General features: G+C 69.4%; 21 protein-coding genes and 2 tRNA genes. 5 read left to right on the forward strand and 18 right to left on the reverse strand.

Translation table 11 applies throughout. The features are described from left to right. Positions 1 to 141 precede the first annotated feature (141 nt). From AB0K52_RS19895 to AB0K52_RS19940, 10 genes are all read right to left on the reverse strand, one after another. A complete protein-coding gene (locus tag AB0K52_RS19895; RefSeq protein WP_363534304.1) occupies positions 142 to 1,542 on the reverse strand; it encodes a rhamnulokinase family protein in 1,401 nt (466 codons plus the stop codon). Then, the gene (locus tag AB0K52_RS19900) at positions 1,539 to 3,575 is read right to left on the reverse strand and encodes a bifunctional aldolase/short-chain dehydrogenase (RefSeq protein ID WP_363534307.1); all 2,037 of its coding nucleotides are present in this window, start codon (positions 3,573 to 3,575) and stop codon (positions 1,539 to 1,541) included. Before AB0K52_RS19900 ends, AB0K52_RS19895 begins: the two co-directional genes overlap by 4 nt. Position 3,576: 1 nt before the next feature. Then, complete coding sequence (rhaI, locus tag AB0K52_RS19905; protein ID WP_363534310.1) at positions 3,577 to 4,734, reverse strand: L-rhamnose isomerase; 1,158 nt, start codon at positions 4,732 to 4,734, stop codon at positions 3,577 to 3,579. A gap of 110 nt (positions 4,735 to 4,844) precedes the next feature. After that, complete coding sequence (gene rhaS, locus AB0K52_RS19910) at positions 4,845 to 5,858, reverse strand: rhamnose ABC transporter substrate-binding protein (RefSeq protein WP_363534313.1); 1,014 nt, start codon at positions 5,856 to 5,858, stop codon at positions 4,845 to 4,847. Next, positions 5,855 to 6,880: an ABC transporter permease gene (locus tag AB0K52_RS19915; protein ID WP_363534316.1), complete on the reverse strand. Its 1,026-nt coding sequence runs from the start codon at positions 6,878 to 6,880 to the stop codon at positions 5,855 to 5,857. The genes rhaS and AB0K52_RS19915 overlap by 4 nt, the downstream gene beginning before the upstream one ends. Then, positions 6,877 to 7,878: an ABC transporter permease gene (locus tag AB0K52_RS19920; RefSeq protein WP_363534319.1), complete on the reverse strand. Its 1,002-nt coding sequence runs from the start codon at positions 7,876 to 7,878 to the stop codon at positions 6,877 to 6,879. The genes AB0K52_RS19915 and AB0K52_RS19920 overlap by 4 nt, the downstream gene beginning before the upstream one ends. Then, positions 7,875 to 9,395: a sugar ABC transporter ATP-binding protein gene (locus AB0K52_RS19925; protein WP_363534322.1), complete on the reverse strand. Its 1,521-nt coding sequence runs from the start codon at positions 9,393 to 9,395 to the stop codon at positions 7,875 to 7,877. The genes AB0K52_RS19920 and AB0K52_RS19925 overlap by 4 nt, the downstream gene beginning before the upstream one ends. Before the next feature lie 99 nt (positions 9,396 to 9,494). Beyond that, positions 9,495 to 9,869, reverse strand: coding sequence for an L-rhamnose mutarotase (locus AB0K52_RS19930; protein WP_363534325.1), 375 nt, complete (start codon positions 9,867 to 9,869; stop codon positions 9,495 to 9,497). A 335-nt stretch (positions 9,870 to 10,204) separates the two neighbouring features. Beyond that, positions 10,205 to 10,528 (reverse strand): multidrug efflux SMR transporter, encoded by a 324-nt coding sequence (locus AB0K52_RS19935; RefSeq protein ID WP_363534328.1) that lies wholly within the window; start codon positions 10,526 to 10,528, stop codon positions 10,205 to 10,207. Continuing rightward, a complete protein-coding gene (locus tag AB0K52_RS19940; protein ID WP_363534331.1) occupies positions 10,525 to 10,887 on the reverse strand; it encodes an SMR family transporter in 363 nt (120 codons plus the stop codon). Before AB0K52_RS19940 ends, AB0K52_RS19935 begins: the two co-directional genes overlap by 4 nt. 124 nt (positions 10,888 to 11,011) lie before the next feature. On the opposite strand from AB0K52_RS19940, the gene AB0K52_RS19945 reads away from it, so the two are divergent. Beyond that, positions 11,012 to 11,623, forward strand: coding sequence for a TetR/AcrR family transcriptional regulator (locus tag AB0K52_RS19945; protein ID WP_363534334.1), 612 nt, complete (start codon positions 11,012 to 11,014; stop codon positions 11,621 to 11,623). Between the two features lie 4 nt (positions 11,624 to 11,627). After that, the gene (locus AB0K52_RS19950) at positions 11,628 to 12,812 is read left to right on the forward strand and encodes a hypothetical protein (protein WP_363534337.1); all 1,185 of its coding nucleotides are present in this window, start codon (positions 11,628 to 11,630) and stop codon (positions 12,810 to 12,812) included. A 68-nt stretch (positions 12,813 to 12,880) separates the two neighbouring features. On the opposite strand, the gene AB0K52_RS19955 is transcribed toward AB0K52_RS19950, so the two are convergent. The 3 genes from AB0K52_RS19955 to AB0K52_RS19965 all read right to left on the reverse strand — a co-directional run bounded on the left by AB0K52_RS19955 (position 12,881) and on the right by AB0K52_RS19965 (position 14,161). Further along, positions 12,881 to 13,054 carry an FAD-dependent oxidoreductase gene (locus AB0K52_RS19955; protein WP_363534699.1) on the reverse strand — a complete coding sequence of 58 codons (174 nt, stop codon included), beginning with the start codon at positions 13,052 to 13,054 and terminating at the stop codon, positions 12,881 to 12,883. A 140-nt stretch (positions 13,055 to 13,194) separates the two neighbouring features. Beyond that, positions 13,195 to 13,282: transfer RNA gene (locus tag AB0K52_RS19960), tRNA-Ser, on the reverse strand. A gap of 75 nt (positions 13,283 to 13,357) precedes the next feature. Beyond that, positions 13,358 to 14,161 (reverse strand): type II CAAX endopeptidase family protein, encoded by an 804-nt coding sequence (locus AB0K52_RS19965; RefSeq protein WP_363534340.1) that lies wholly within the window; start codon positions 14,159 to 14,161, stop codon positions 13,358 to 13,360. Between the two features lie 281 nt (positions 14,162 to 14,442). Here AB0K52_RS19965 and AB0K52_RS19970 point away from each other — a divergent pair, with 281 nt between their 5' ends. From AB0K52_RS19970 to mshD, 3 genes are all read left to right on the forward strand, one after another. Continuing rightward, a complete protein-coding gene (locus AB0K52_RS19970; protein ID WP_363534343.1) occupies positions 14,443 to 15,291 on the forward strand; it encodes a hypothetical protein in 849 nt (282 codons plus the stop codon). A gap of 38 nt (positions 15,292 to 15,329) precedes the next feature. Beyond that, positions 15,330 to 15,421 (forward strand) — tRNA-Ser (locus tag AB0K52_RS19975). Between the two features lie 170 nt (positions 15,422 to 15,591). After that, a complete protein-coding gene (mshD, locus tag AB0K52_RS19980) occupies positions 15,592 to 16,530 on the forward strand; it encodes a mycothiol synthase (RefSeq protein WP_363534346.1) in 939 nt (312 codons plus the stop codon). Here the strand turns inward: mshD and AB0K52_RS19985 are convergent. The 5 genes from AB0K52_RS19985 to AB0K52_RS20005 all read right to left on the reverse strand — a co-directional run bounded on the left by AB0K52_RS19985 (position 16,527) and on the right by AB0K52_RS20005 (position 22,805). Continuing rightward, positions 16,527 to 17,282, reverse strand: a complete 756-nt coding sequence (locus AB0K52_RS19985) for a hypothetical protein (RefSeq protein ID WP_363534349.1) — start codon at positions 17,280 to 17,282, stop codon at positions 16,527 to 16,529. The two genes, mshD and AB0K52_RS19985, sit on opposite strands and share 4 nt — an antisense overlap. A gap of 91 nt (positions 17,283 to 17,373) precedes the next feature. Beyond that, entirely contained in the window at positions 17,374 to 18,399 is a 1,026-nt protein-coding gene (locus tag AB0K52_RS19990) for an inorganic phosphate transporter (RefSeq protein ID WP_363534352.1), read from the reverse strand. Between the two features lie 2 nt (positions 18,400 to 18,401). Continuing rightward, a complete protein-coding gene (locus tag AB0K52_RS19995) occupies positions 18,402 to 19,031 on the reverse strand; it encodes a DUF47 family protein (RefSeq protein WP_363534355.1) in 630 nt (209 codons plus the stop codon). A gap of 298 nt (positions 19,032 to 19,329) precedes the next feature. Further along, positions 19,330 to 21,384: an ATP-dependent DNA helicase gene (locus tag AB0K52_RS20000; protein WP_363534358.1), complete on the reverse strand. Its 2,055-nt coding sequence runs from the start codon at positions 21,382 to 21,384 to the stop codon at positions 19,330 to 19,332. Further along, complete coding sequence (locus AB0K52_RS20005; protein ID WP_363534361.1) at positions 21,381 to 22,805, reverse strand: AI-2E family transporter; 1,425 nt, start codon at positions 22,803 to 22,805, stop codon at positions 21,381 to 21,383. Before AB0K52_RS20005 ends, AB0K52_RS20000 begins: the two co-directional genes overlap by 4 nt. Positions 22,806 to 22,890 lie beyond the last annotated feature (85 nt).

Consider the following 22,890-nt stretch of genomic DNA (forward strand, 5'->3'; position numbering starts at 1 on the left):
GCCCGCAGGCGCCGCCGCTTCGCGTTGAAGTCGGGCTTCTTGAACTTCACCAAGGGCAGCAGGTCCTTGGGGCGGGGAAATTGTCGCTGAGTCATGTTCGAGCCCATCGAAGGTAGCGGGTGGACGGTGTTGAGCGGTCGGTCACGGACGGCGCGCCTTCGCGACTCGCTCCAGGGCCTCATGCCATCCGGGCGATGGCCGGGGTTCGTAGCGGACCACCCGCTGCGTCTGGCGCACCAGTGCGCGCAGATGCGCGAGGTCGGCCACCACGCCGTCGGCGCGCGCCTGCACGAGGAGGTTGCCGAGCGCGGTCGCCTCGACCGGGCCGGCCAGCACCGGCAGCCCGGTCGCGTCGGCCGTCCACTGGCACAGCAGCGCGTTCCGCGACCCGCCGCCCACCAGGTGCACCGCCTCGACCTCCCGGCCCGCCAGCGCAGCAGCCTCCGCGACCGCGTTCCGGTGCCCGAGCGCCAGGCTCTCCAGGACGCAGCGGACGATCGCGCCGCGCGAATCGAGGACGCCGTCGGCCTTCGCCGCGATCCGGGCGGGCATGCCGCCGGGCTCGTCGCCCCGCGCCAGCCACGCCGGGTCCTGCGGGTCGATCAGCGCCGCGAACGGCTTCGCCTGCGCCGCTGCCGAAAGCAAGGCCTCGACCGAGTCCTCGCCCCAGAACCGCTGGCACTCCTGGAGCAGCCACAGGCCCATCACGTTGCGCAGGAAGCGGACCGTGCCGTCGACACCGGCCTCGTTGGTGAACCCGGCCAGCCGCGCGCCCTCGCTCAACACCGGCCCGTCCAACTCCAGGCCCGCGAGCGACCATGTGCCGCAAGAGATGTACGCGAACTTCTCGCTCTCGGCGGGCACGGCGGCGATGGCGCTGGCCGTGTCGTGCGAGGCGACCGCGACCAGCGGGACCCCCATGTCCGTCTCCCCGATGAGGTCACCGGGTCGCCGCACGGGAGGCAGGATCGACACGTCGATACCCGCTGCGGCTGCAACAGCCTCCGACCAGCCGCCTTCGACCCGGTAGAGCTGGGTCGTGGAGGCGTTGGTGCGCTCGGCGCCGATCGCGCCGGTGAGCCAGTAGCCCAGCAGGTCCGGGATCATGAGCAGGTGCGCGGCCTCGGCCAGGCGCCACGTGGATTCGGCCCGCAGCTGGTGCAGGGTGTTGAACGGCTGGTGGGCGATGCCGGTGGCCCGCCACAACCCGGCCGGGTCGGGCCAGTCGGGGAGGTCGGCGGTCCGCTCGTCGCGGTAGTGGAACGGCAGGCCGAGCAGCGAGCCGATCTCGTCGACGAGCCCGTAGTCCACGGCCCACGAGTCGATCCCGGCCGAGGCGACCGGCCCGGCGGCAGCGAGGCCCTGCCGGAGGTGCCGGTAGAGCCCGAGCACGTCCCAGTGCAGGCCGTCGGGCAGGCGCACCGGCTCGTTCGGGAACCGATGCACCTGCGCCACTTCGACGCTCGCGTCACCGACGGTGCCGACCAGCACCCGGCCCGACGAGGCCCCGAGATCGACGGCGGCGTAGCGTTTCGCGCTCATCGCAGGAAGCCCGCCGCGACTCCCGCATCGACCGGGATGTGCACGCCAGTGGTCTGCGAGAGGTCGCCTGCGGTGAGCGCGTAGACCGCGTCGGCCACATGCTCGGGCAGCACCTCGCGCTTGAGCAGGGTCCGCTGCGCGTAGAACTCGCCCAACTTCTCCTCTTCGACGCCGTAGACGGCGGCGCGGTTGGCGCCCCAGCCGGAGGCGAAGATGCCGGAGCCGCGGACGACGCCGTCGGGGTTGATGCCGTTGACGCGGATGTGGTGCTCCCCGAGTTCGGCGGCGAGGAGCCGGACCTGGTGCGCTTGGTCCGCTTTGGTCGCGGAGTAGGCGATGTTGTTCGGGCCGGCGAACACCGAGTTCTTCGACGCGATGTAAACGATGTCCCCGCCCATGTCCTGCGCGATCATCAACCGGGCGGCCTCGCGCGAGACGAGGAACGAGCCTTTGGCCATGACGTCGTGCTGCAGGTCCCAGTCCGCCGCGGTGGTCTCCAGCAGCGGCTTCGACAGCGAGAGCCCGGCGTTGTTCACGACCAGGTCGACACCGCCGAACACCAAGGCCGCCTGGGCGATCGACGCGGCGATGGCCGCTTCGTCCGTGACGTCCACCGTGACCGGCACCGCCACATCGCTCGAGCCCAGTTCGGCGGCCACCTTCGCGGCGGCCTCGCCGTCGCGGTCGGCGACGACCACGCAGGCGCCCTCGGCGGCCAGGCGGTGGGCGATGGCCCGCCCGATCCCGGAGCCGCCGCCGGTCACGAACGCGACCCGGGTCGCGAGCGGCTTCGGCTTGGGCATCCGCTGGAGCTTGGCCTCCTCGAGCGCCCAGTACTCGATCCGGAACTTCTCCGACTCCGCGATCGGGGCGTAGGTCGAGATCGACTCCGCCCCGCGCATCACGTTGACCGCGTTGACATAAAACTCGCCCGCCACCCGGGCGGTCTGCTTGTTCGCGCCGAACGAGAACATGCCCACGCCCGGGACGAGCACGATCGCCGGGTCCGCGCCGCGCATCGCCGGGGACTCCGGGGTGGCGTAGCGCTCGTAGTAGGCCCGGTAGTCCTCCCGGTAGCCCGCGTGCAGCGCCTTCAGCCGCTCGACGGTCGCTTCAACGGACGCGGCCGGCGGCAGGTCAAGCACGAGCGGCCGGACCTTGGTGCGCAGAAAATGGTCCGGGCACGAGGTGCCGAGCGTCGCGAGGCGCGGCATCTCACTGCCCTGCAAGAACTCCAGGACCTCCGGGTCGTCGTTGAAGTGCCCGACCTGGCGGGCGTCGGTGGAGGCCAGACCGCGGATCACCGGGGCCAGCGCGGCCGCGCGGGCGCGGCGCTCGGCCTCGGGCAGCGGCGCGTACTCGGTCACTCGGCCACCGAACGGGTTCGCGGCGGCGCGTGCGGCGATGTAGTCCTCGCAGCCGCGGATGATCTCGAGCGAATGGGCTTCGCACGCTTCGGAAGTCTCGCCCCAGGCGGTGATGCCGTGCCCGCCGAGGATGCACCCGACGGCCTGCGGGTTCGCGGCCTTGATCGCCGCGATGTCGAGGCCGAGTTGGAACCCGGGACGGCGCCAGTCGACCCAGAGGACCCGGTCGCCGAAGCACGCCGCGGTCAGGGCCGGGCCGTCGGCGGCGGTCGCGAAGGCGATCCCGGCGTCCGGGTGCAGGTGATCCACATGGACGGCGTCGACCAGGCCGTGCATCGCCGTGTCGATCGAGGGCGCGGCGCCGCCGCGGCCGTGCAGGCAGTAGTCGAACGCGGCGACCATCTCGTCTTCGCGCTCCTCACCCGGGTACGTGGTCGCCAAGGCGCGCATGCGGTCCAGGCGCAGCACGGCGAGCCCGGCCTCGGTCAGGGTGCCGAGGTCGCCGCCGGAGCCCTTGACCCACAGCAGCTCCACCGGCTCCCCGGTGACGGGATCAGTCTCGGTCCCCTTCGCGGAGGTGTTGCCGCCGGCGTAGTTGGTGTTGCGCTTGTTCGCACCGAGCCGGTTCGACCGGCCGATCAGGTCCGCGATCGTCTTGCCGCTCAACTCATGCCCCCCATCCGGCTTGCGCGCCGCCGATGCGTTCGGCAGCGACCTTCTCCAGGTAGCCCGAGGACGCGAACGCGGCCGTCGGGTCGGGATCGAGACCCTGCTCTTCGCGCAGCTCGGCGAGGAGCGGGCGCACATCGGTGTTGAACGCGTCCATCAAGACCGCGTTCGCGCCCAGCACATCCCCTGCAGCCTGCGCCGCACCGAGCGCGTCGGTGTCTACCAGCAGCGCCTTCGCCGTCGCTTCCTGGACGTTCATGACGGACCTGATCTGGCCGGGGATCTTCGGCTCGATGTTGTGGCATTGGTCGAGCATGAAGTTCACGCCCGCATCCAAGCCGCCGCCGCGCGCGACCTCGTGCATGATCCGGAAGAGCTGGAACGGGTCTGCCGCCCCGGCCATCAAGTCGTCGTCGGCGTAGAACCGGGAGTTGAAGTCGAACGCGCCGAGCTTGCCCTCGCGCAGCAGGAACGCGACAATGAACTCGATATTCGTGCCGGGCGCGTGGTGGCCGGTGTCGACCACGACCTTCGCCTTCGCGCCGAGCCTGAGCGTGTGCGCATACGCCGTACCCCAGTCCGGGACATCGGTCGCATAGAACGCGGGCTCGAAGAACTTGTACTCCAGGACCATCCGCTGCTCGTCGCCGAGCCGGGCGTAGACCTCGTCGAGCGCTTCGGCGAGGCGGTCCTGGCGGGCGCGCAGGTCGTCCTGACCGGGATAGTTGAGGCCGTCGGCGAACCAGAGCTTCAGATCCCGGGACCCGGTGGCGTCCATGATGTCGACGCACTCGAGGAGGTGGTCGACCGCCTTGCGCCGCACCGCCTTGTCGGGGTGGCACACGGAGCCGAGCATGTAGTCGTCGTCCTGGAACGTGTTCGAGTTGATGACCCCGATCCGCACGCCCAGCCCTTCGGCGTGAGCAGCGAGGTCGCCGTAGCTCTCGACCTTGTCCCAAGGAATGTGCAGAGAGACGGTGGCGGCGGCGCCGGTGTGGCGGTGGACCTCGGCGGCGTCGGCGATCTTCTCGTATGGGTCGCGCGGCACGCCCTGCTGGGCGAACACTTTGAAGCGGGTGCCCGAGTTCCCGAACGCCCACGAGGGCACCTCGATCTGCAGCTCGCGCAGTATTGCCTTGACTTCTGGGACGTCCATCGACCCACTCCTTTCATTCGGCCCGTCCGGGCCGTGTCACGATCCGGGGTGCGCCGGGCCGGCCGCCCGGCGCTCCCCCTTGACGACGCTCCCGCGTGCGGGAGCCGACCTCAGAAGTCGAAGTCGTCGATGTTGTCCGCGTTGAACCGGAACGGCTCGCCGAGGAGCACGACACCGTCGGCGCCGACGGTGTACTCGCCCAGGCGCTCCGTGGTGAAGGTGTCGCCCTCGTTGCCTTCGATGTCGCCGTTGGCCAGGGCGGCGGCCGCCTGCACGGCGAGGTAGCCCAGGTCGTCCGGGTTCCAGAGCGCGAACTCGGTCACGGTGCCGTCGGCGACGTACTCGCGCATCTGGTTCGGCGTGCCGAGGCCGGTGATCGCGACCTGGCCCTTCGCCTCAGAGGTCGACAGGTACCGGGCCGCGGCCGCGATGCCGACGGTCGTCGGCGAGACGATGCCCTTGAGCTCGGGGTAGGACTGCAGCAGGGCCGCGGTCTGGTCGAAGGACTTCTGGTCGTCGTCGTCGCCGTAGACGGTGTCGACGAGTTCGATGTCGGGGTGGTTGGCCGCGAGCTCGGTCTTCATCAGCTCGATCCACGCGTTCTGGTTCGTCGCGTTGGCCGAGGCGGAGAGGATCGCGATCTGGCCCGAGCCGCCGATCTGCTCGGCGATCATGTCTATCTGCACCTTGGCGATGCCGGCGGCGTCCGCCTGGCTGACGAACAGGTCGCGGCACTCCGGATCGGTGTCGGAGTCGAAGGTGACGATCGCCGTGCCGGCGTCCGAGGCCTCCTGCAGCGCACCGCAGATCGCCGTCGGGTCGTTGGCCGAGATGATGAGCGCGTCCGCTCCCTGCTGCGCCGCGGTGTTGATGAACGGCACCTGCGCTTCGGGGGACGCGGCGTCGGGCCCGACCTGGGTGACCGTCACGCCGAGTTCCTCGGCCGCGGCTTGCGCGCCCATTTCGCTGGTGTCGAAGTACGGGTTGCCGAGGTTCTTCGGCAGCAACGTGTAGCTCCCGCCGCCGTCCTCGCCTCCATCGTCACCGCCGCCGCAGGCGGTCAGCCCGAGGCCGACCACGAGGGTCGCCGCCGCGGCGATGGCTTTCTTGTTGATAAACCTCATTGTTCATTCCTTTCGATGGTTTTGCGGGCAGCCCGCTTGACGGCGAACCGGGACAGGATGGGCGTGGACACGACCGACGCGATCAGCAGGACGCCGATGACGATGTTGATGGCGTTGACGGTCTGCCCCTCCAGCCGCATCGCACTCGACACGGCTCCGATCAGCAAGACCCCGGCGATGGGGCCGTGGAGGGCCCCGCGTCCGCCGAAGATCGACACTCCGCCGAGCAGGACCGCGGCGATGACCTGGAGTTCCAGGCCGTAGGCGTTGTCGCCGCGCGCGCTGCCGTAGCGGAGCGTGAAGTAGACGCCGGCCAGGGCCGAGACGGCGCCGGTCAGCACGAAGAGCAGGAACTTGGTCCGGGCGACGTTGACACCGGTGAAGTGCGCGGCCTCGCGGTTGAGGCCGATGTCGTAGATCCCCCGCCCAAAGGGCGAGAAGTGCAGCATCCACACCGTTCCGGCGGCGAGGACCGCGAAGAGGATGAGGACGACCGGGACACTGCCGCCTTCGACGATGCGCTGCTTGGCCAGGTCGGTCCAGAACTCGGGGAAGTCGGTGACGGCTTCCGTGCCGAGCAGGCCGATGGCGATGCCGCGGTAGAGCGCGAGCGTGCCGATGGTGACCGCCAGGGACGGGAGGCCCACGTAGGCGACGAGGAAGCCGTTGAGCGATCCGCAGACCGCGCCGATGGCGATCGCCGCGAGCGCCGCGGCCCACAGCGGCATGCCCGCGTGTGCGGACAGCACCCCGACCAGGACGCTCGACAGGCCGACGACGCTGGCGACCGACAGGTCGATCTCGCCGGTGACGATCACCATCGTCAGCGGCAGTGCGATGAGCAGCAGCGGGGTGACGTCGAGGAACAGGTAGTAGAGCGTCAGGGGACTGTCGAAGTTGCTCACTTGGAGGTTCGCGTACAGGAGCACGGCGGCGAGGAGGCCGATGACCGCCATCTCGCGGGTGAAGAGCAGGCGCCGCCAGGCCGGCCGCGCGTGCGCTCGGAAGTTCAGGGTGGTCATGCGAGGCTCCTCGTGTCACGTTCGACGCTCAGGCGGCGTTCCCGGCGCAGTGCCAGGACGCGGTCGAGCACGATGGCGGCCAGGATCAGTGCGCCGACGACGGCGCGCTGCCAGAAGTCGGAGATGCCCACGACCGGAAGGGCGCGGTTGATCGTGACGAGCAGCGTCGCCCCGATCGCGGCGCCCCACACGGTGCCGCTGCCGCCGAAGATCGCGACGCCGCCGATGACCGCGGCGCCGACCGCTTCGAGTTCGATGCCGAGTCCCGCGCCGGAGGAGACCGTCCCGTACCGGACGGCGTAGACGACGCCGGCGAGGCCGGCCAGCGCGCCGGAGAGCACGAAGGCGCTGACGACGCGGCGGGTGACGGGGAGGCCGTAGAGGCGTGCGGCGCCGGGGTCGGAGCCGATCGCGTACATTTCGCGGCCGCCTCGCGAGTAGTACATGTAGTAGCCGACCGCGACGAGGACCAGGAGGGCCACGATCGTGAGCAGCGGTATGGACGCGATCTGCTCGTTGCCCAGGGCGAGGAAGTCGTCGGGCAGGTCGGAGGCGTTGATGCGGTCCGAGCCCGCCCAGGTGAGGAACACGCCGCGGTAGATGTAGAGGGTGCCGAGGGTGATCACGAGGGCGGGGACTTTCGCGAAGGCCACGACCACGCCGTTGACGAGTCCGAGGACGGCGCCGAGTCCGATCGCGGCGAGCACGACGAGGGCGATCGGGATGTCGGGGGCTTCGATGAAGATCCGGCCGGTCATGTAGGCGGTGAGTCCGAGAACTGAGCCGACGGACAGGTCGACGTTCCTGGTGATGATGACGGCGGCCTGGCCGACCGCGAGGATCACCAGCATCGCCGGGGTCACCAGCAGGTTGCGCCAGCCGTCGGCGCTGAAGACGAAGCTCTCCGACTTCAGGGCGGTCAGGACGACGGCCGCGACGAGCACGAGGGCGACGGCGAGTTCGCGGGAGCGGAACAGGTTGGCTAGGGCTTGTCTCATGCGCCGGCCTCCGGGTGGTGTGTCTGGGTGGCCGCTCGCATCACGGCTTCGGGGGTGGCCTGCTCGCGGTCGATGTCGGCGGTGATGCGGCCTTCGCAGACCACGAGGACCCGGTCGGCCATGCCGAGGACCTCGGCGAGTTCGGACGAGATCATGACGATCGCGATGCCCTGTCCGGCCAGGTCGGACAGCAGCCGGTGGACTTCGGCCTTGGTGCCGACGTCGATGCCGCGGGTGGGTTCGTCGACGATGAGCAGGCTCGGTCGGGTCGAGAGCCATTTGGCGAGGACGACCTTCTGCTGGTTGCCGCCGCTCATGGTCAGGGCGGGCATGTCCAGGGCGTGGGTCTTCACCTGCAGGCGCGCGGCCCATTCGTCGGCGGCGCGCAGTTCGGAGCGCGCGGTCAGGAAGCCTGCCTTGGTGAGTCGCCTGCGGATGACCGAGGCGATGTTCCGGGCGATCGAGCCGTCGGTGACCAGGCCCTGCAGGCGCCGGTCCTCAGGGACGAAGGCGATGCCGGCCTTGATCGAGGCCTGGGGGTCGCGCATGGGGATCGCCTTGCCGTGCAGGCGGACGGTGCCGGAGTCGTAGCCGTCGACGCCGAAGACCGCGCGGGCGATCTCGCTGCGGCCGGCGCCCACGAGGCCGGCGATGCCGACGATCTCGCCCGCGCGGACCTCGAAGCTCACGTTGTGGAACTCGCCGGTGGAGTGCAGTCCCTCGACGCTGAGGACGGTCTCGCCGATCTCGGCGGGGACCTTCGGGAAGAGGTCGCCGACCTCGCGGCCGACCATTTGGGAGACGATCTCGTCGCGACTGGTCTCGGCGATCGCCTGGGTGGCGACATAGGCGCCGTCGCGCATGACGGTCACCGTGTCGCACAGCGCGAAGATCTCTTCGAAGCGGTGCGAGATGAACACGAGGGCGCGGCCTTCGTCGCGGAGTCCCCTGGCGACGGCGAAGAGGCGGTCGACCTCGACACCGGAGAGGGCGGCGGTCGGCTCGTCCATGATGAGCAGCGCCGCGTCCAGGGAGATCGCCTTGGCGATCTCGATGATCTGCTGGTCGGCGATCGACAGGCCTCGGGCGACGCGCCGCGGGTCCAGGTGGACGCCGAGCCGTTCGAACAGCTCCGCGGCCTGGGCGTGCATCGCGGCCCGGTCGATGCGACGGCCGGACTTGACCGGTTGGCGGCCCATGAAGATGTTCTCCGCGACCGAGAGGTCCGGGAACAGGGTGGGCTCCTGGTAGATCACGGCGATGCCGGCGGCCTTGGCGTCGGCGGTCGAGGAGAAGTCGACGTCCTCGCCTTGGAAGCGGAAGGTCCCGCCGTCGCGCTTGTGGACGCCAGCGACGATCTTGACCAGGGTGGACTTGCCGGCTCCGTTCTCGCCGACGAGGGCATGGATCGACCCGGCCTCGACCGTGATACCGCCTGTGGTCAGGGCCGCCGTGGCGCCGAAGGACTTCCGGACTCCTTCGAGGACGAGCACGGCTTCGCGAACGGGCTCACTCATGCGACGCCTCCGGAGGCGTCGGCCGTGCCGGCGCCTGCGTGCGGCGGGCGCGGTCCGGGTGGCGGATCATCATTGATGCTCTCCTTGTCGCAGAGGGGGTCACGCATTGCCTGCGGTTTCGCCTTCGACCGCTGCGGCGGCGGCCAGTTGGGATTCGAGGTTGAAAACCTCGGTCAGGAGGTGGAGCGCGTCGTCGGCGGCGGCCCCGTCGGTGCCTTCGAAGAACGGCGCCATCTCGGCCTGCCAGCGGGCGTTGACCTCGTGTTCGCGCATCCCGGCTCGGGCGGCATCGAACTCCTCGGTCTCGAGGTAGCCGACGAGCAGGCCGTCTCGGTCGAGGAACAGCGAGTAGTTCCTCCAGCCGGTCTGAGCCAGGGCTCGGAGCATCTCGGGCCACACTGCGGTGTGGCGCGTTCGGTACTCGTCCAGGCGCTCGGGCCTCACCCGGAGCGTGAAGCACACTCGCTGCGACACGACGCTGCCTCCTTGCAGTCACGGTCAGAATAGTTGCCATCAAATTATTGAATCGTTTCATCTGTGGCATAGCCAACATAGAACGCTGTGAACTGCGCCGTCAAGGCTCGATGCCGACCATTTTTGCGAAGAAACGGTAACGGTTTGTGATTTGGCGACCCTTTGATTGAGTCGTTTCAACTATTCCGCGGCGTCCCGCCCATCGAGCCCGCTTCAGGGGATCAGAAAACTGGCTGGCGACCGCCGGATGTATCGGATGCCAAATCGAACGATGCCGTCGACGCCCGGATCCGCCAGTACCCCTCGCCAGCCCGCAAGGCGCGTCCGGGGAGGTCTCAGTGCGCGGTCCCGAGTTCGATGATGAGCACGCCGAGCGCGATCAGCGCGATACCGGCGCCCATGCGCCAGGTGAGCCGGTCCTTGAAGAACCAGCGGGCGCCAATAGCGGTCAGGGCGACACCGCATGCGGCCCAGATGCCGTACGCGATGCCGATCGGCATGCCTTGCGCCAGCGCAAGGGTCAGGAGTCCGAAAGCGCCGGCGTAGCAGACGGCGATCGGGATGATCCACCACTTTCGTTTCAGCCCTTCCGAGGCCCGGAGCGAAAGGGTCGCGGCGACTTCTGCGATGATCGCGCCGGCGAGCATGAGAGCGGTCATCGGGCGACCTCCGCTCGCTCAAGAGATTCTTGTGGGCGCTCGTGATGACTTCCGGTCTCGACCAGGACGACACCCGCGATCACCACGGCGATGCCGATCCCGATCAAGAGCGTGAACGGTTCGTCGAAGAGCACCGTGCCCAGGACGGCCGTCAGGGCCACGCCCGCGGCGGCCCAGATGCCGTATACAACCCCGATAGGCGCTCCGGCGCGAAGCAGCGTTGAGAGCGCGACGAACGCGCCGATGTATCCGGTCACGGTGAGCACCGCCCAACCGGGGTCGTCGATCGCCGCGCGCAACGCCAACGCCGCTGCCACCTCCGCGACGATCGCTGCGCCGAGTATCGCCCACTTCTTCATTTCCGATTCCTCCCAAGGCAACCGGCGACCGCCTCGGGGCCGCTCGGCACGACCATACCCCAACTTGGTCAATTGACCAAGTCATCTGACTCAGTCAATTGGTCAACCCTGCTAGCATGACGCGATGAGCACAGAATCCGGCGCCTCGCGCCGCAGCCTTGCCGAGCGACGCCAGCAGCTGATGGATGCGGCGATCGAGGTCATGAGCGAACGAGGCGTGGTCGCATCCTCCACAAGGGCGATAACCGAGGCCGCGGGAGTGCCGCAAGGGATGTTCCATTACTGCTTCGACTCGAAGAGCGCGCTGCTTCGCGCGCTGCTGGAGCGCGAGAGCGAGCGCACCCTCGCGACGGCGTGGCAACTCAACCCTGACAGCGATTCCTTTGCGACGAGCCTCTCGAAGGTGCTGCACGCCCAGCTCGCCCGAATCAGGTCGAATCCCGCGCAGTACCTGGTGCTCGCCGACCTGACGGTCGCCGCGCGCACCGATCCGGAACTGCTCGAACTCAGCCGCTGGGAGCGCCGGCAATTCACCGAACTCGTAGTGCGCCAGCTGGAACGATGGCGGCCCGATCGCCCGAGCGACGAGCTCCGGACGCTCGCAGCGGTGATCCTCGCCGGAATCGACGGCCTCACCGAGGCTTGGCTCACCATGCGTGACGACGAGGCCAGCATCGCCGCCGCCGAGCTGTTCGCCACCAGCATCAGCAACCTCGTCGCGTCCCAGGATCGGTGACTCGATGCCGTTGCAAACGACATCGCCCGTCCTGGTGCGCCAGACCGAGCGGTGGTTCGTGCGGCAGGGCATGCCGACCATGATCGAGGGATACGCCTTCGTCTCGCACGTGCTGCCCAGGATGCTTCCTTCGCTCGCGATCGTGACGTTCGCGAGTCTGGTCTGGCTGGTGCCGCTCAAGACGCTGGGTTCAGAGCGCTGGGTCTGGCTCGGCGCGGTCCTGGCACTGACGGCGACCGCGTGGCTGGGCGTATCGGTGTTCGTTCGGCGACAACCGCACTTCTCGCGAACCGCGATCGCGGTCATCCTCATCGCCTATGCGGCGATGCCGTTCGCCGTACCCTTGCTGCAACTGGCGGTCGACGATGCGGTGACGCCACCTGGCGATCACGCGGTCGGCCTGCTGGGGTTCGTGATCTTCTTCGGACTCGTGTTCGCGGCCACCGCGCTGGCGACGACGTACGGTCTCGGAACACTGGTGCGCCGCGCGACTCGACACCTCGTGTACGACCTGCGCAACAGTCTGCACCTGCTCGGGCGCGCGCTGCCGGCGATCCTGTTCGTCACGCTCTTCCTCTTCTTCACCGGCGAGATCTGGCAGGCCATGAACCGGCTGCCGTGGTGGCGGGTCGCCCTCGTGGTCGCCCTGTTCGGCGTGATCACAGTGCTGGCAGCGGCCACACGCCTGCGCGATGAGATCGGCCGGGTCGAGCAGGATCTGCGCCCGTCAGTGCTTGCCTCGGCTTGCCGCAAGACTCCCCTGGCCGCTGTTCCGATAGAGGAGCTGACGGACGGCGGACCACTGCCTCCGACCCGATTGAACGGCCGCCAGGTCCGCAACCTCCTGGTCATGCTCGCAAGTCGCCAATTGCTGCAGGCCGCATTCATCGGCCTCGCCCTGTTCGCGTTCTTCGTGCTGCTCGGCATCGCAGTAGTCACCCCCGCGACCGCCGAGCAGTGGATAGGAGCCCCGCCGGTGTACTCCGCGATCTGGAGTGCGGTGCCGGTCGCGCTGCTGAAGAACGCGACGATGTTCGCCGCGTTCGGCAGCATGTACTTCGCAGTCATCTCGATGACCGACGCCGAGCATCGCCGCGAGTTCTTCGCCCCGATCATCGACGAGGTCGAACGCACGCTGGCGGTGCGCGCGGTCTACCTGGCCGTGCGAGTAGCGAGTCGAGCCCGCTAGTCGGGTGGGCAGAGTGCGTTCGCTTGTGGAGTCGCGGGCGGCCGGGTCTCCTGCTCGCCGAACCGTGACTACACCCGAGGGTGCGCGGGGGAGGCTGGGGTGATGGCCTGGGCCGCCAGCCGGCCGGAGACGATCGCGCCTTGCATGCTGGACAAGTAGCGCTGCCGGGTGTGGTCGCCGGCGAGGACCAGTCCAGGGACGAGGCTGGTGACTGCCGGATGGAACTGGGCGCAGCGGGACATGCGGTATCGGATGCCAGGCGTTTCCACAGCTCAACGGGGTCTAACCGCTTATTGTCGAACACACGCACCAAGATTCGAAGACCAGGCAAGCAAATAGCCCCGCCGGTCCTGCGTTTCTGCAGGTCAGCGGGGCTTTGTAGCGGAGGATATGGGATTTGAACCCATGATCGGGTATCACCCGAAACCCGCTTAGCAGGCGGGCGCACTAGGCCACTATGCGAATCCTCCAGGACGCGCCGGAGCGCGTACCAAGCACAGAGCATACCGGGCCGGTGCTCGGCGGCCCAAGCGGGTTCGGGTCGGTCAGAGCCAGCTCACGTGGGGTGCGACCAGGAGGTATCCGACGAAGGCGGCGATGTCGAGGAGGGTGTGGGCGACGATGAGAGGGCCGGTGCGCTTCCAGCGGAGGTAGAAGAGCGCGAAGACGGCGCCCATGACGACGTTGCCGATGAAGCCGCCGAAGCCCTGGTAGAGGTGGTAGGTGCCGCGCAGGAGGGCGTGGGCGGCGATGATCGCGGGCGCGCCCCAGGCGAGCTGGCGCAGGCGGGTGACGAGGTAGCCGAGGCCGACGACCTCTTCGATGACCGCGTTCTTGAGCGCGGCGAGGACGAGGATCGGGACGGCCCACCACACGTCGTTGAGGTTCGCGGCGGCGATCGAGGCGTTGAGGCCGAGCGCGCGGGCGGTGAAGTAGAGGCCGAGCCCGGGGATGCCGATGCACGCGGCGAGGCCGGCGCCGCTGAGCAGGTCGAAGCCGGGGCGGCGGGCGTCGAGGCCGATGGCGCGGAAGGGGTTGCCGCGGTCGAGGCTGAGGAAGTGCAGGGCGAGCGCGACCGGCGCCATCGCGAGGGCGAGGCTGACGAGCTGCTGCGCGAGGTCGTACCAGGGCCGCTCGGCCTCGGCCTTCGCCGAGTTCATCGACTGGACGCTGTCGGCCAGGCCGCCCGGTTCGGTCAGGGTGCCGATGATGTCGACGATCGACCAGATCGCGGACGCGCCCAGCGAGAGCGCGAGGACGATCAGGATCTCGCGCTTGACGACGCGGGGCGCGAGCAGCGGAGGGGCCGTCGCCGGGTCGTCGGCGAGCGCGGTCTCGGGGTTCGGCATGCGTTCCAGCCTGCCAGAACTCAGACGCGGGCGCGACACGCCCGGGGCCGCCGACGGGAATGAGGGCCGTCGCACCGCGTGTGCGACGCGGTCGCGCCCGGCGCGGGGATGATCATCGTGCGAGGCGAGGTGCTGTGAGGCTCATCCCACTCGGCGACGCTCACCGTTCACGGCACCTCGCTTTCCTACACCCTGTCGCGACCCCGTGTCTGTCAGTTTGTTGACACTCGCAGCCACGAATCAGGTAAGGTTAGCCAGTCCTTACCTGAGAGGGGTACGCTATGCGGCTCGCGACTGCGGAGGCTCTGGTTCTGAGCTCCACCGCGCTCGATCGCCGCCCTGCGATGCCCCTCGTCACGAACCCCGTCGACGCGCTCCGCGCCGCCGCCGACCGCGTCGACCGCGAGGTGAGCGTCCATCCGCTCGCGGGGGTGCGCGCCTGGCTCGACGGCGCTCCCGTCCGGGGCGGCGTCGAGTTCTCCGCCGCCGAGCTGGCCGCCGGGAAGCGGATCGACGAGCTCATGGGGACGGCCGCCGCGCTGTGGGGCGGCTCGGCCCACGCCAATGCGGCACTCGCCTGGAAGACCTACTGCTACTGGACGCTCGCGCCGGTCGTGCTCGGCTACGTCGCCGCCCGCCGCGTGCCTGTGCTCGACGCCGCCAACGCGGTCTTCCGCGTCGCCGAGGACGCCCCGATGTTCTCGGTGCGCCAGCGCCACCCGAAGTTCCTGGCGCTGCCGCACGATCCGTGCGCCGCGCATCCGGACGTGGAAGTGGTCGCGAACGAGTCGGTCCTGCTGGACCGCTTGCGCGCCACCGTGTTCGAAGGCCACCTGGTGCCGGTCCTGGACGCGTTCCTCGCGAACGCGCGGGTCGGCCGGCGCACGCTCATGGGATCGGTCGCCTCCGGCATCGCGTACGCGGTCGCTTCGATCGCGCAGGTCGTGCCCGACCCTGACGACGTGGTCGCCAAGACCCTGCTGGAGCTGTTCGACGTCGGCGACCTGGTCGACATCAGCACCGACGAGCGAGGCCGCCTGGTCTACCGGCGGCGCACCTGCTGCCTCGCGCTCACCATCGAGGGCAACCGCACCTGCTCCACCTGCTGCGTCCAGTCAGAGCGGCCCTGACCGCGGTTTGATAGATTGGCGCTTGCCTCACAGGCCCTGGAGGGGTCGCATAGTGGACTAGTGCAGCGGTCTTGAAAACCGCCGTGGGTGTCAAAGCTCACCGTGGGTTCGAATCCCACCCTCTCCGCCATCCGCGCCGCCGATCGCTGCGGCGACATTTCCGGCGAACTGCGCACTCGCGCGAGTATCCGATCGAAACGGCCCCGGCAGCGGTGTGCGCCTGGGGTGTTCACAGGATCAGGGCATGAAAAAGGACTCAGCACCCCGGCACGGTGCTGAGTCCACGATTAGGGTAACCCCATGGCGCAACATGCTTCACTTCCGGGTCGGGATATTCACAGAATCGTTACGATGGCGCACCGCTGCGAGGAGGTCGACGGCATCGCCCCGTTCAACGAGCAGACCACCCTCGCGCTCTCCCGCCACCCTGAGAAGCATCGCAGGCATTTCGTTGTGCCCCTTGGTGAAACGGTGATCGCGTATGCGGGTGCGGAGCTCGTCGAGGACGCCGCCGAGGCCGAGATCGCGGTCGATCCGGCCCACCGCGGCAAGGGGGTAGGGAGCCGACTGCTCGCGAACGTCCTGGATTGGATTGAGGCGGATATCACGAAGTTGCGCGTGTGGGCGCACGGCGATCTGCCCGTTTCGCAGCGGTTCGCGGCAAAGCACGGCTTCACACGCGACCGGGTGCTGTACCAGTTCTCGCGCGACCTGCACGGATTCGCTTGGCCCGCGGCGTGGCCGGAGGGCATCGGACGCAACTGGCCCACCGGCGACGGCCCGGCCGCGGTGCTGCCCGCCGGGGTTCGCTTGCGGCCCTTCAGGGTCGGGCGGGACGAGGCGGAGTGGCTGCGGGTCAACGCGGCGGCGTTCGCCACCCACCCCGAGCAGGGCCGTTGGACCGCAGCTGATCTCGCCGCCCGCCAGGAGGAGGTCTGGTTCGACCCGGACGGCCTGCTGGTCGCCGAGGACGAGGAGGGGCTGCTCGGCTTCCACTGGACCAAAGTGGAAAACGGGGTCGGCGAGGTCTACGTGCTCGGCGTCGACCCGCGCGCCCAGGGCACCGGCCTCGGCCGGACCTTGACGCTCGCCGGGCTCGCCCACCTTGCGGCGCACGGGATCCGGCAGGTCGACCTGTACGCGGACGAGTCGAACGCGAAGGCCGTCAAGCTGTACCGCTCGCAGGGCTTCGAGATCGTCCGCACCGACGTGCAGTGGGCCAAGCGCCTGCCCGCTTAAGCGGCGGCGAGCGCGTCCGTCGGGTAGCCCTCTTCACCGGGGAGCACCAGGCGGGCGTCCTCGCCGTCCACGGCGACGCGCGGCAGGATCGGCGCCATGTCGCGCTGCTCGGCGGCGGCGAAGACCTCGCCCACCGTCGAGTACCGCGCGAGCTCGGCGAGGGTGGTCGCCTCCGGGATCGACATCTGGCCGCCGTACTGGCACACCGCCTGCTCCGGCCCGATCCACGTCGCGTACTCCGGCTCGCGCACCCGGATGCGCGGCTGGAAGCCCTCGGCGAGCGTCGCCACGTAGATCCAGGAGTCGAACCGCACTGGCTCGTACTCGGGCGTCACCCAGCGCGCCCAGGCGCGCTGGAGGGCGACCATCGCGCCGGTCTCCTCCTCGACGGCCCGCAGGCCGGTCATGGCCACGTCGGGGTCGTCGGGCTTGTGCCTCCCGCCAGGGAAGCCGTACTGGGCGCCGCAGCGCGGGCCGTTCATGGCGTGCTCGTAGTGGTCGACGTCGAGGTGCGACCAGCGCTCGCGCACCTGGAGGGTGTCGGCGCGCCCGATCGAGGGGAGCCCGAACGGTTCCTTCGCGGCGTGCCGCAGCAGGAACACCCGCAGCGGGGCCTCCCGGAGGAGGACGACGGCGGCGGCGCGCTCGGGCTCGGCGGGAGCGCCCTGCTTGCGGAGGCGGGCGAGAGCGCGAGCGGCCGACGTGGAGTCGACCGCTCTGAAGTCCCATTTCCCGAAGCGCTGGATGGACATGCCATCACGCTAACTCAGATCGGGCGTTTCCAGTGCGCAACGGCTGAAACGACAGCGGCCCGGCCGAGGCCGGGCCGCGCGCGGAAGCGTCCTAACCCATGAACTGGATCGGCAGGTAGAACAGGGCGCCGACGAGCGCCGCGATCGGGAAGGTGATGATCCAGGCGATCACGATCGAGCGGGCCACGCCCCACCGGACGGCGCGCTTGCCGCCGGTCGAGCCGACGCCCATGATCGCCGAGGTGATGGTGTGGGTGGTCGAGATGGGCGCGCCCAGCAGGTAGGTGTTGGCGTACAGCACCGAGCTGGCCACGGTCTCGGCCGCGAAACCCTGGGGCGGGCCGAGGTCGATGATCTTGCGGCCCATGGTCTTGATGATGCGCCAGCCGCCGGCGTAGGTGCCCGCGGCCATGACGGCGGCGGAGACCCAGTAGACCCACTGCGGGATGTGCGTGGCGTCGTCCTGGATGCCGCCCACGTAGAGGGCGAGGACGATGACGCCGATGATCTTCGCGGCGTCCTGCATGCCGTGGCCGAGGGCCATGGCGGCCGCGGAGGCGGTCTGGGCGTGGCGGAAGCCCCGGTTGAGCTTGTCGGGGCGGCCGCGGCGGAAGAGCCAGTAGACGGCGATCATCACGAGGAAGCCGAGCGCGAAGCCGACGAGCGGGGAGATCACCGTGGGGAGCACGATCTTCTCGACGATGCCGTGCCAGAGCACCCAGACGTTGGCGTTGCCCATGATGAGCCAGCCGCCGGCCATGGTCGCGCCGACGATGCCGCCGAACAGGGAATGCGACGAGGAGGTGGGGAGGCCGAAGTACCAGGTGATGAAGTTCCACGTGATGGCGCCGAGGAGGCCGGACATCACGATGAGGAGCCCGTCGAGGCCGGTGGGGAGGGACACGATGCCCTCGGCGACGGTCTTGGCGACCTTCGCGCCGAGGTGGGCGCCGATGAAGTTGCCGATCGCGGCCATGCCGAGCGCGACGCGGGGCTTGAGGGCGCGGGTCGAGATCGAGGTGGCGATGGCGTTCGCGGAGTCGTGGAACCCGTTGGTGTAGCCGAAGAGGAGCGCCGCGGCGATGCAGCCGAATACGGCGATGAGGACACTGTCCACGTTCAGGATTCCTTGACGTAGACCGACTCGACGACGTTGGAGACCGACTCGAAGGAGTCGCAGGCGGCCTCGAGCTCGTCGGCGACCTCTTTGAGCTTCATGACGGTGAGGGCCGGGTACTCGCCGGAGTACAGGCGCACCAGGAGCATGCGGTAAGCGCGGTCGCCGTCGTTCTCGAGGCGGTTGCACTCGACCCAGAAGTCCTTCATCGAGGCGTTGAGGCCCTTGAGCTTGGGCATGTACTCGGCGAGGAGGTCGGCCTGGGAGACGAGGACGGTGATCTGCTCGATCATCTCGCGGGGCAGGGCGGGCAGCTCGGAGAGGCCGTAGAGGTAGACGAGGTTCGCGGCGGCCTCGATGTGGTCGAGGATGTCGTCGAGCTTGCCGGCCAGGTGGTACATGTCGGTGCGGTCCATCGGCGTGACGAAGGTCGAGTTGACCTTGTTGAAGAGCCGGTGGGTGAGCTGGTCGTTGTCGTGCTCGACGTCGACGAGGCGCTCGGAGATCTTCTGGTAGTCGGCCGACTCGTCGCCCAGTTCGGCCAGGATCGACACGCCCCGGCGGATGTTGTCCGCCGCGTCGTTGAAGAAGGCGTAGAACGCGTCGTCCTGAGGCTTCAGCGAGAACCGCACTGGGCACCCCTGCTTTCGGTCGTTTTGACTGTCCTCACTGTACCGATCGGCTCAGGGGACGGGTGGAAATCGTCACCGCGAAGTTAACATCCAGGTGAACGCGACACAAGCTCGTGAAGTCTCCTGTGTGAGACTCCACGAAACCGCTCCAAGCTGGGGTTATGCAAAGGTTTCACTTGAATTCATCTCTTGTTCACCTTTGGCTTCGGGGGCGCTCGCAACGCACGCCACTGGGCCCTTCTTGCCGTGTCGGCAAGACGGGTTCCCAGAGCGGGCGGCTCTCAATCAGCGTTCGGCATCAGTCATTCGCGGTCTCGGCGAGGCGCCCCAGCGCGCCCACCACCGAATCGGACTTCGTCGTGTACCAGAACGGCGGCAGCGAATCCCGCATGAACTTCCCGTACGAGCGGCTCGTTTCCAGCCGCGAGTCGAGGATCGCGACCACGCCCCGGTCCGTGGTGCGGCGGATGAGCCGCCCCGCGCCCTGCGCGAGCCGGATCGCCGCGGCCGGGACCGAGACCTCGGCGAACCCCGAGCGGCCCGCCGCGTCCGCCGCCTCCGACCGCGCCGCCGTCAACGGCTCGGTCGGGCGCGGGAACGGGATGCGGTCGACGACCACGAGGCGGCAGGTCATGCCCGGCACGTCCACGCCCTGCCAGAGGCTCATCACCCCGAGCAGGCACGTCGACTCCTCCTCCTTGAACCGCTTCACCAGGCTCGCCAGGGTCTCCTCGCCCTGCAGGAGGATGTCGTAGTCGGTCTGCGCGCGCAGCAGCTCGGCCGCCGCCTCGGCGGCCCTCTTCGACGAGAACAGGCCGAGCGCCGCACCGCGGCTCGCCTCGACCAGGCGCACCAGCTCCTTGCCCGACTCATCCGACAGGCCCGACGCGGTCGGGCGCGGCAGCGACGCCGCGACGTAGAGGATGCCCTGCTTGCGGTAGTCGAACGGGGAACCGACGTCGAGCGCGTCCCACCCCGGGCCACCGGGCGTCACCTCGCCCTCCGCAGGGGACACGGCCCGCTTGCGGTCCTCCTCGCCCGTCGGCGCGGGCAGGCCGAGACCCCTGGCGACCATGTCGAACCGGCCGCCCAGCGCGAGCGTCGCCGACGCGGCGATCACGACGCGCTCCTCGTACAGCCGCTCGGTGAGCAGGCCGCCGACCGATAGCGGGGCGGCCACCAGGGTCGGGCCGTTCGGCTCGGACCAGATCACGTCGTCGGGCGACGGCGCGGCGCAGCGCCCCGCGGTCGTCTGCGCCTCCGTGATCCCCGCCTTGACCTGCTGGGTGCTCAGCTGCTTCTTGGTCTCGTCGTCCAAGGTGGCCAGCATCGTCGTCGCCTTGACGCAGGCGCGGTTGATCAGGTTGAGCGCCTCGGTGAGCGGCTCGGGCAGAGCGTCGGGGAAGCGCCGCTCCCCCGCGAAGTTCAAAGCGTTCTCGAGCTCGTCGGCGGCCTCGCGGAGCTCGTCGGCGACCCCGGTGTCGATGAGGCGCCGGCCGCGCTGCGCCAGCCAGCGCAGCCGCGCCGGGCTCAGCTCGGCGCGCGCCGCCGCGGTCACGCGGTCGACCAGTTCGTGCGCCTCGTCGACGATGAGGACGGTGTGCTCGGGCAGGACCGTGCGGCCGTGCATCATGTCGATCGAGAGCAGTGCGTGGTTGGTGACCACGATGTCGGCCTCGCGGGCGCGGGCGCGCGCGAGCTCGGCGAAGCAGTCCGGGCCCTGCTGGCAGTTGTTCGCGCCGACGCATTCGGTCGCCGACGTGGAGGCCTGGCGCCAGGCGCGGTCGGAGACGCCCGGGTCGAGGTCGTCCCGGTCGCCGGTGTCGGTGTCGTTCGCCCAGTCGAAGAGGCGCTGCACCTGCTTGGAGAAGGACGCCTGCTGCCCGGCCCACTTCAGCGTCTCGGTGCCCTCGAGGAAGCCCTCCTCCTCGTCCTCTTCACCGGCGAGCTTGCGTTTGCAGGCGTAGTTGTGGCGGCCTTTGAGGAGCGCGAAGGTCGGTTTGCGGCCCAGCACGGGCTCGACGGCCTCCACGAGGCGCGGCAGGTCGACGGCCACGAGCTGGTGCTGGAGCGCCAGGGTCGCGGTGGAGACGACGACGGTCTCCCCGGCGGCGAGGGCCGCGCAGAGGTAGGCGAGGGACTTGCCCGTGCCGGTGCCCGCCTGGACGAGCAGGTGACGGTTGTTCGCGATCGAGTCGGCGACGGCCGCGCACATCTCGCGCTGGCCTTCGCGGGCCTGGCCGTGCGGCGTGGCGGCGACGGCGGCGTCGAGGATGGCGAGGGCGTCTCGTTCGGCCTTGGTGGCGGTCTTGGTCTTGTTCGCGGTCTTGGTCGCGGTCGCGTTGGCGCTCATGCCTCCTGGGCCGCCTGCTCGCCCGCGTCGGTGCTGCTCTTGCGGCCGGCGCCGCTGTCACGGCCGGGGCCGTCGTCGGGGTCGCCCCCGGAGCTGACTCTGACCGCTTCGGCGGTGGCGTCCTCGCCTTCGAGACCGCGGGCCTGGGCTTCGCGGCGGGCCTCGCGGTAGCGGTTGAGGGCGCGGACCGTGCCGTTGACGATCGCGAGGATCGGGACGGCGACGAGCGCGCCGATGATGCCCCACACGAAGCCGCCCGCGGTGACGGCGAGGACGATCGCGAGCGGGTGGAGTTTGACGGCGCGGCTCATCAGGAAGGGCTGCAGCAGGTTCGACTCGAGCTGCTGCACGGCGAGGACGATGCCGAGCACGATGAGGGCGGTGACGATGCCGTTCGGGGTGCCGACGAGGGCGACGACGACGGCGACGATGCCCGAGACCGTCGCACCGATGATGGGGACGAACGCGCCGAGGAAGATCAGCGTGGTCAGCGGCAGCCACAGCGGCACTTCGAGGAGGTAGAGGCCGAGGCCGATGAAGATCGCGTCGACGGCGGCGACGACCACGATGGTGCGCATGTACTGCACGAGGGTCGACCAGCCGGCGCCGCCGGCGTAGCGGAGCGGCTCGGAGGCGGTGCGCGGGAGCATCCCGGTGAGGAACGTCCAGATCTTGCGGCCGTCGCGGATGAAGAAGTAAGTGGTGAACAGGACCAGGAACAGGCCGGTGACGAAGTTGCCGAGGCCGGAGGCGGTCGAGCCGGCGACGTCGAGGCCGGTCTGCACGATGGTCTGCTGGTTCTCGTCGTACCAGTCGGTGATGTTGCCCTGGATGTCCTCGAGGAACACGGCGACCTGGGCGCCGTCGAGGCCGTAGGGGCCGGATTCGAGCCAGGCCTGGGCGTCCTTGAGGCCGGTGAGGATCGAATCGTAGAAGTCGGGGATGCCCGCGATGAACTGCTGGACGACGAAGGTGAGGATCGCGCCGACGGCGGCGAGGCCCGCGACGAGCATGAGGATCGAGGCGAGGGACTTGTTCCAGCCGTGGCGGATGAGCCAGGCGGCGGCCGGCTGGAGCATCGCGGCGAGGAGGAACGAGATCGCGACGGGGATGACGACGACGGTGACGTAGCTGAGGAGGTAGAGCGCGACGGCGATCACGACGCCGATGATGAGGAGCCGCCAGGACCAGGCGGCGGCCACGGCGAGCCCGGTGGGGACGAAGCGGCGCTCGGGGTGCTCGCCGTCGCCGGACTGGTCGAGTTCGGGCGGTATGTCGCCCGCGCCGTCGGCGATGACGAGGGGGATCTCGGGTTCGTCGTCGGGCTCGCGCGCGGCGAGCGCGCGTTCGGCGACAGGGTTGAGGCGCATGCCGATCCACAACTGACGTGCCCGGGCGGTGGTGCGGCGGAATCGGCTCAACGGTCTCTCCAAGGACGGTTCCTCCGGAAGGAGGTGGGTGCAACGTCAACACGTACCGTACCGGTTCGGTGCGACTCTTCCGATA

Origin of the sequence: Glycomyces sp. NPDC049804 (genome assembly GCF_040674615.1) — a bacterium.
Classification (GTDB): Bacteria; Actinomycetota; Actinomycetes; order Mycobacteriales; family Micromonosporaceae; genus Glycomyces; species Glycomyces niveus.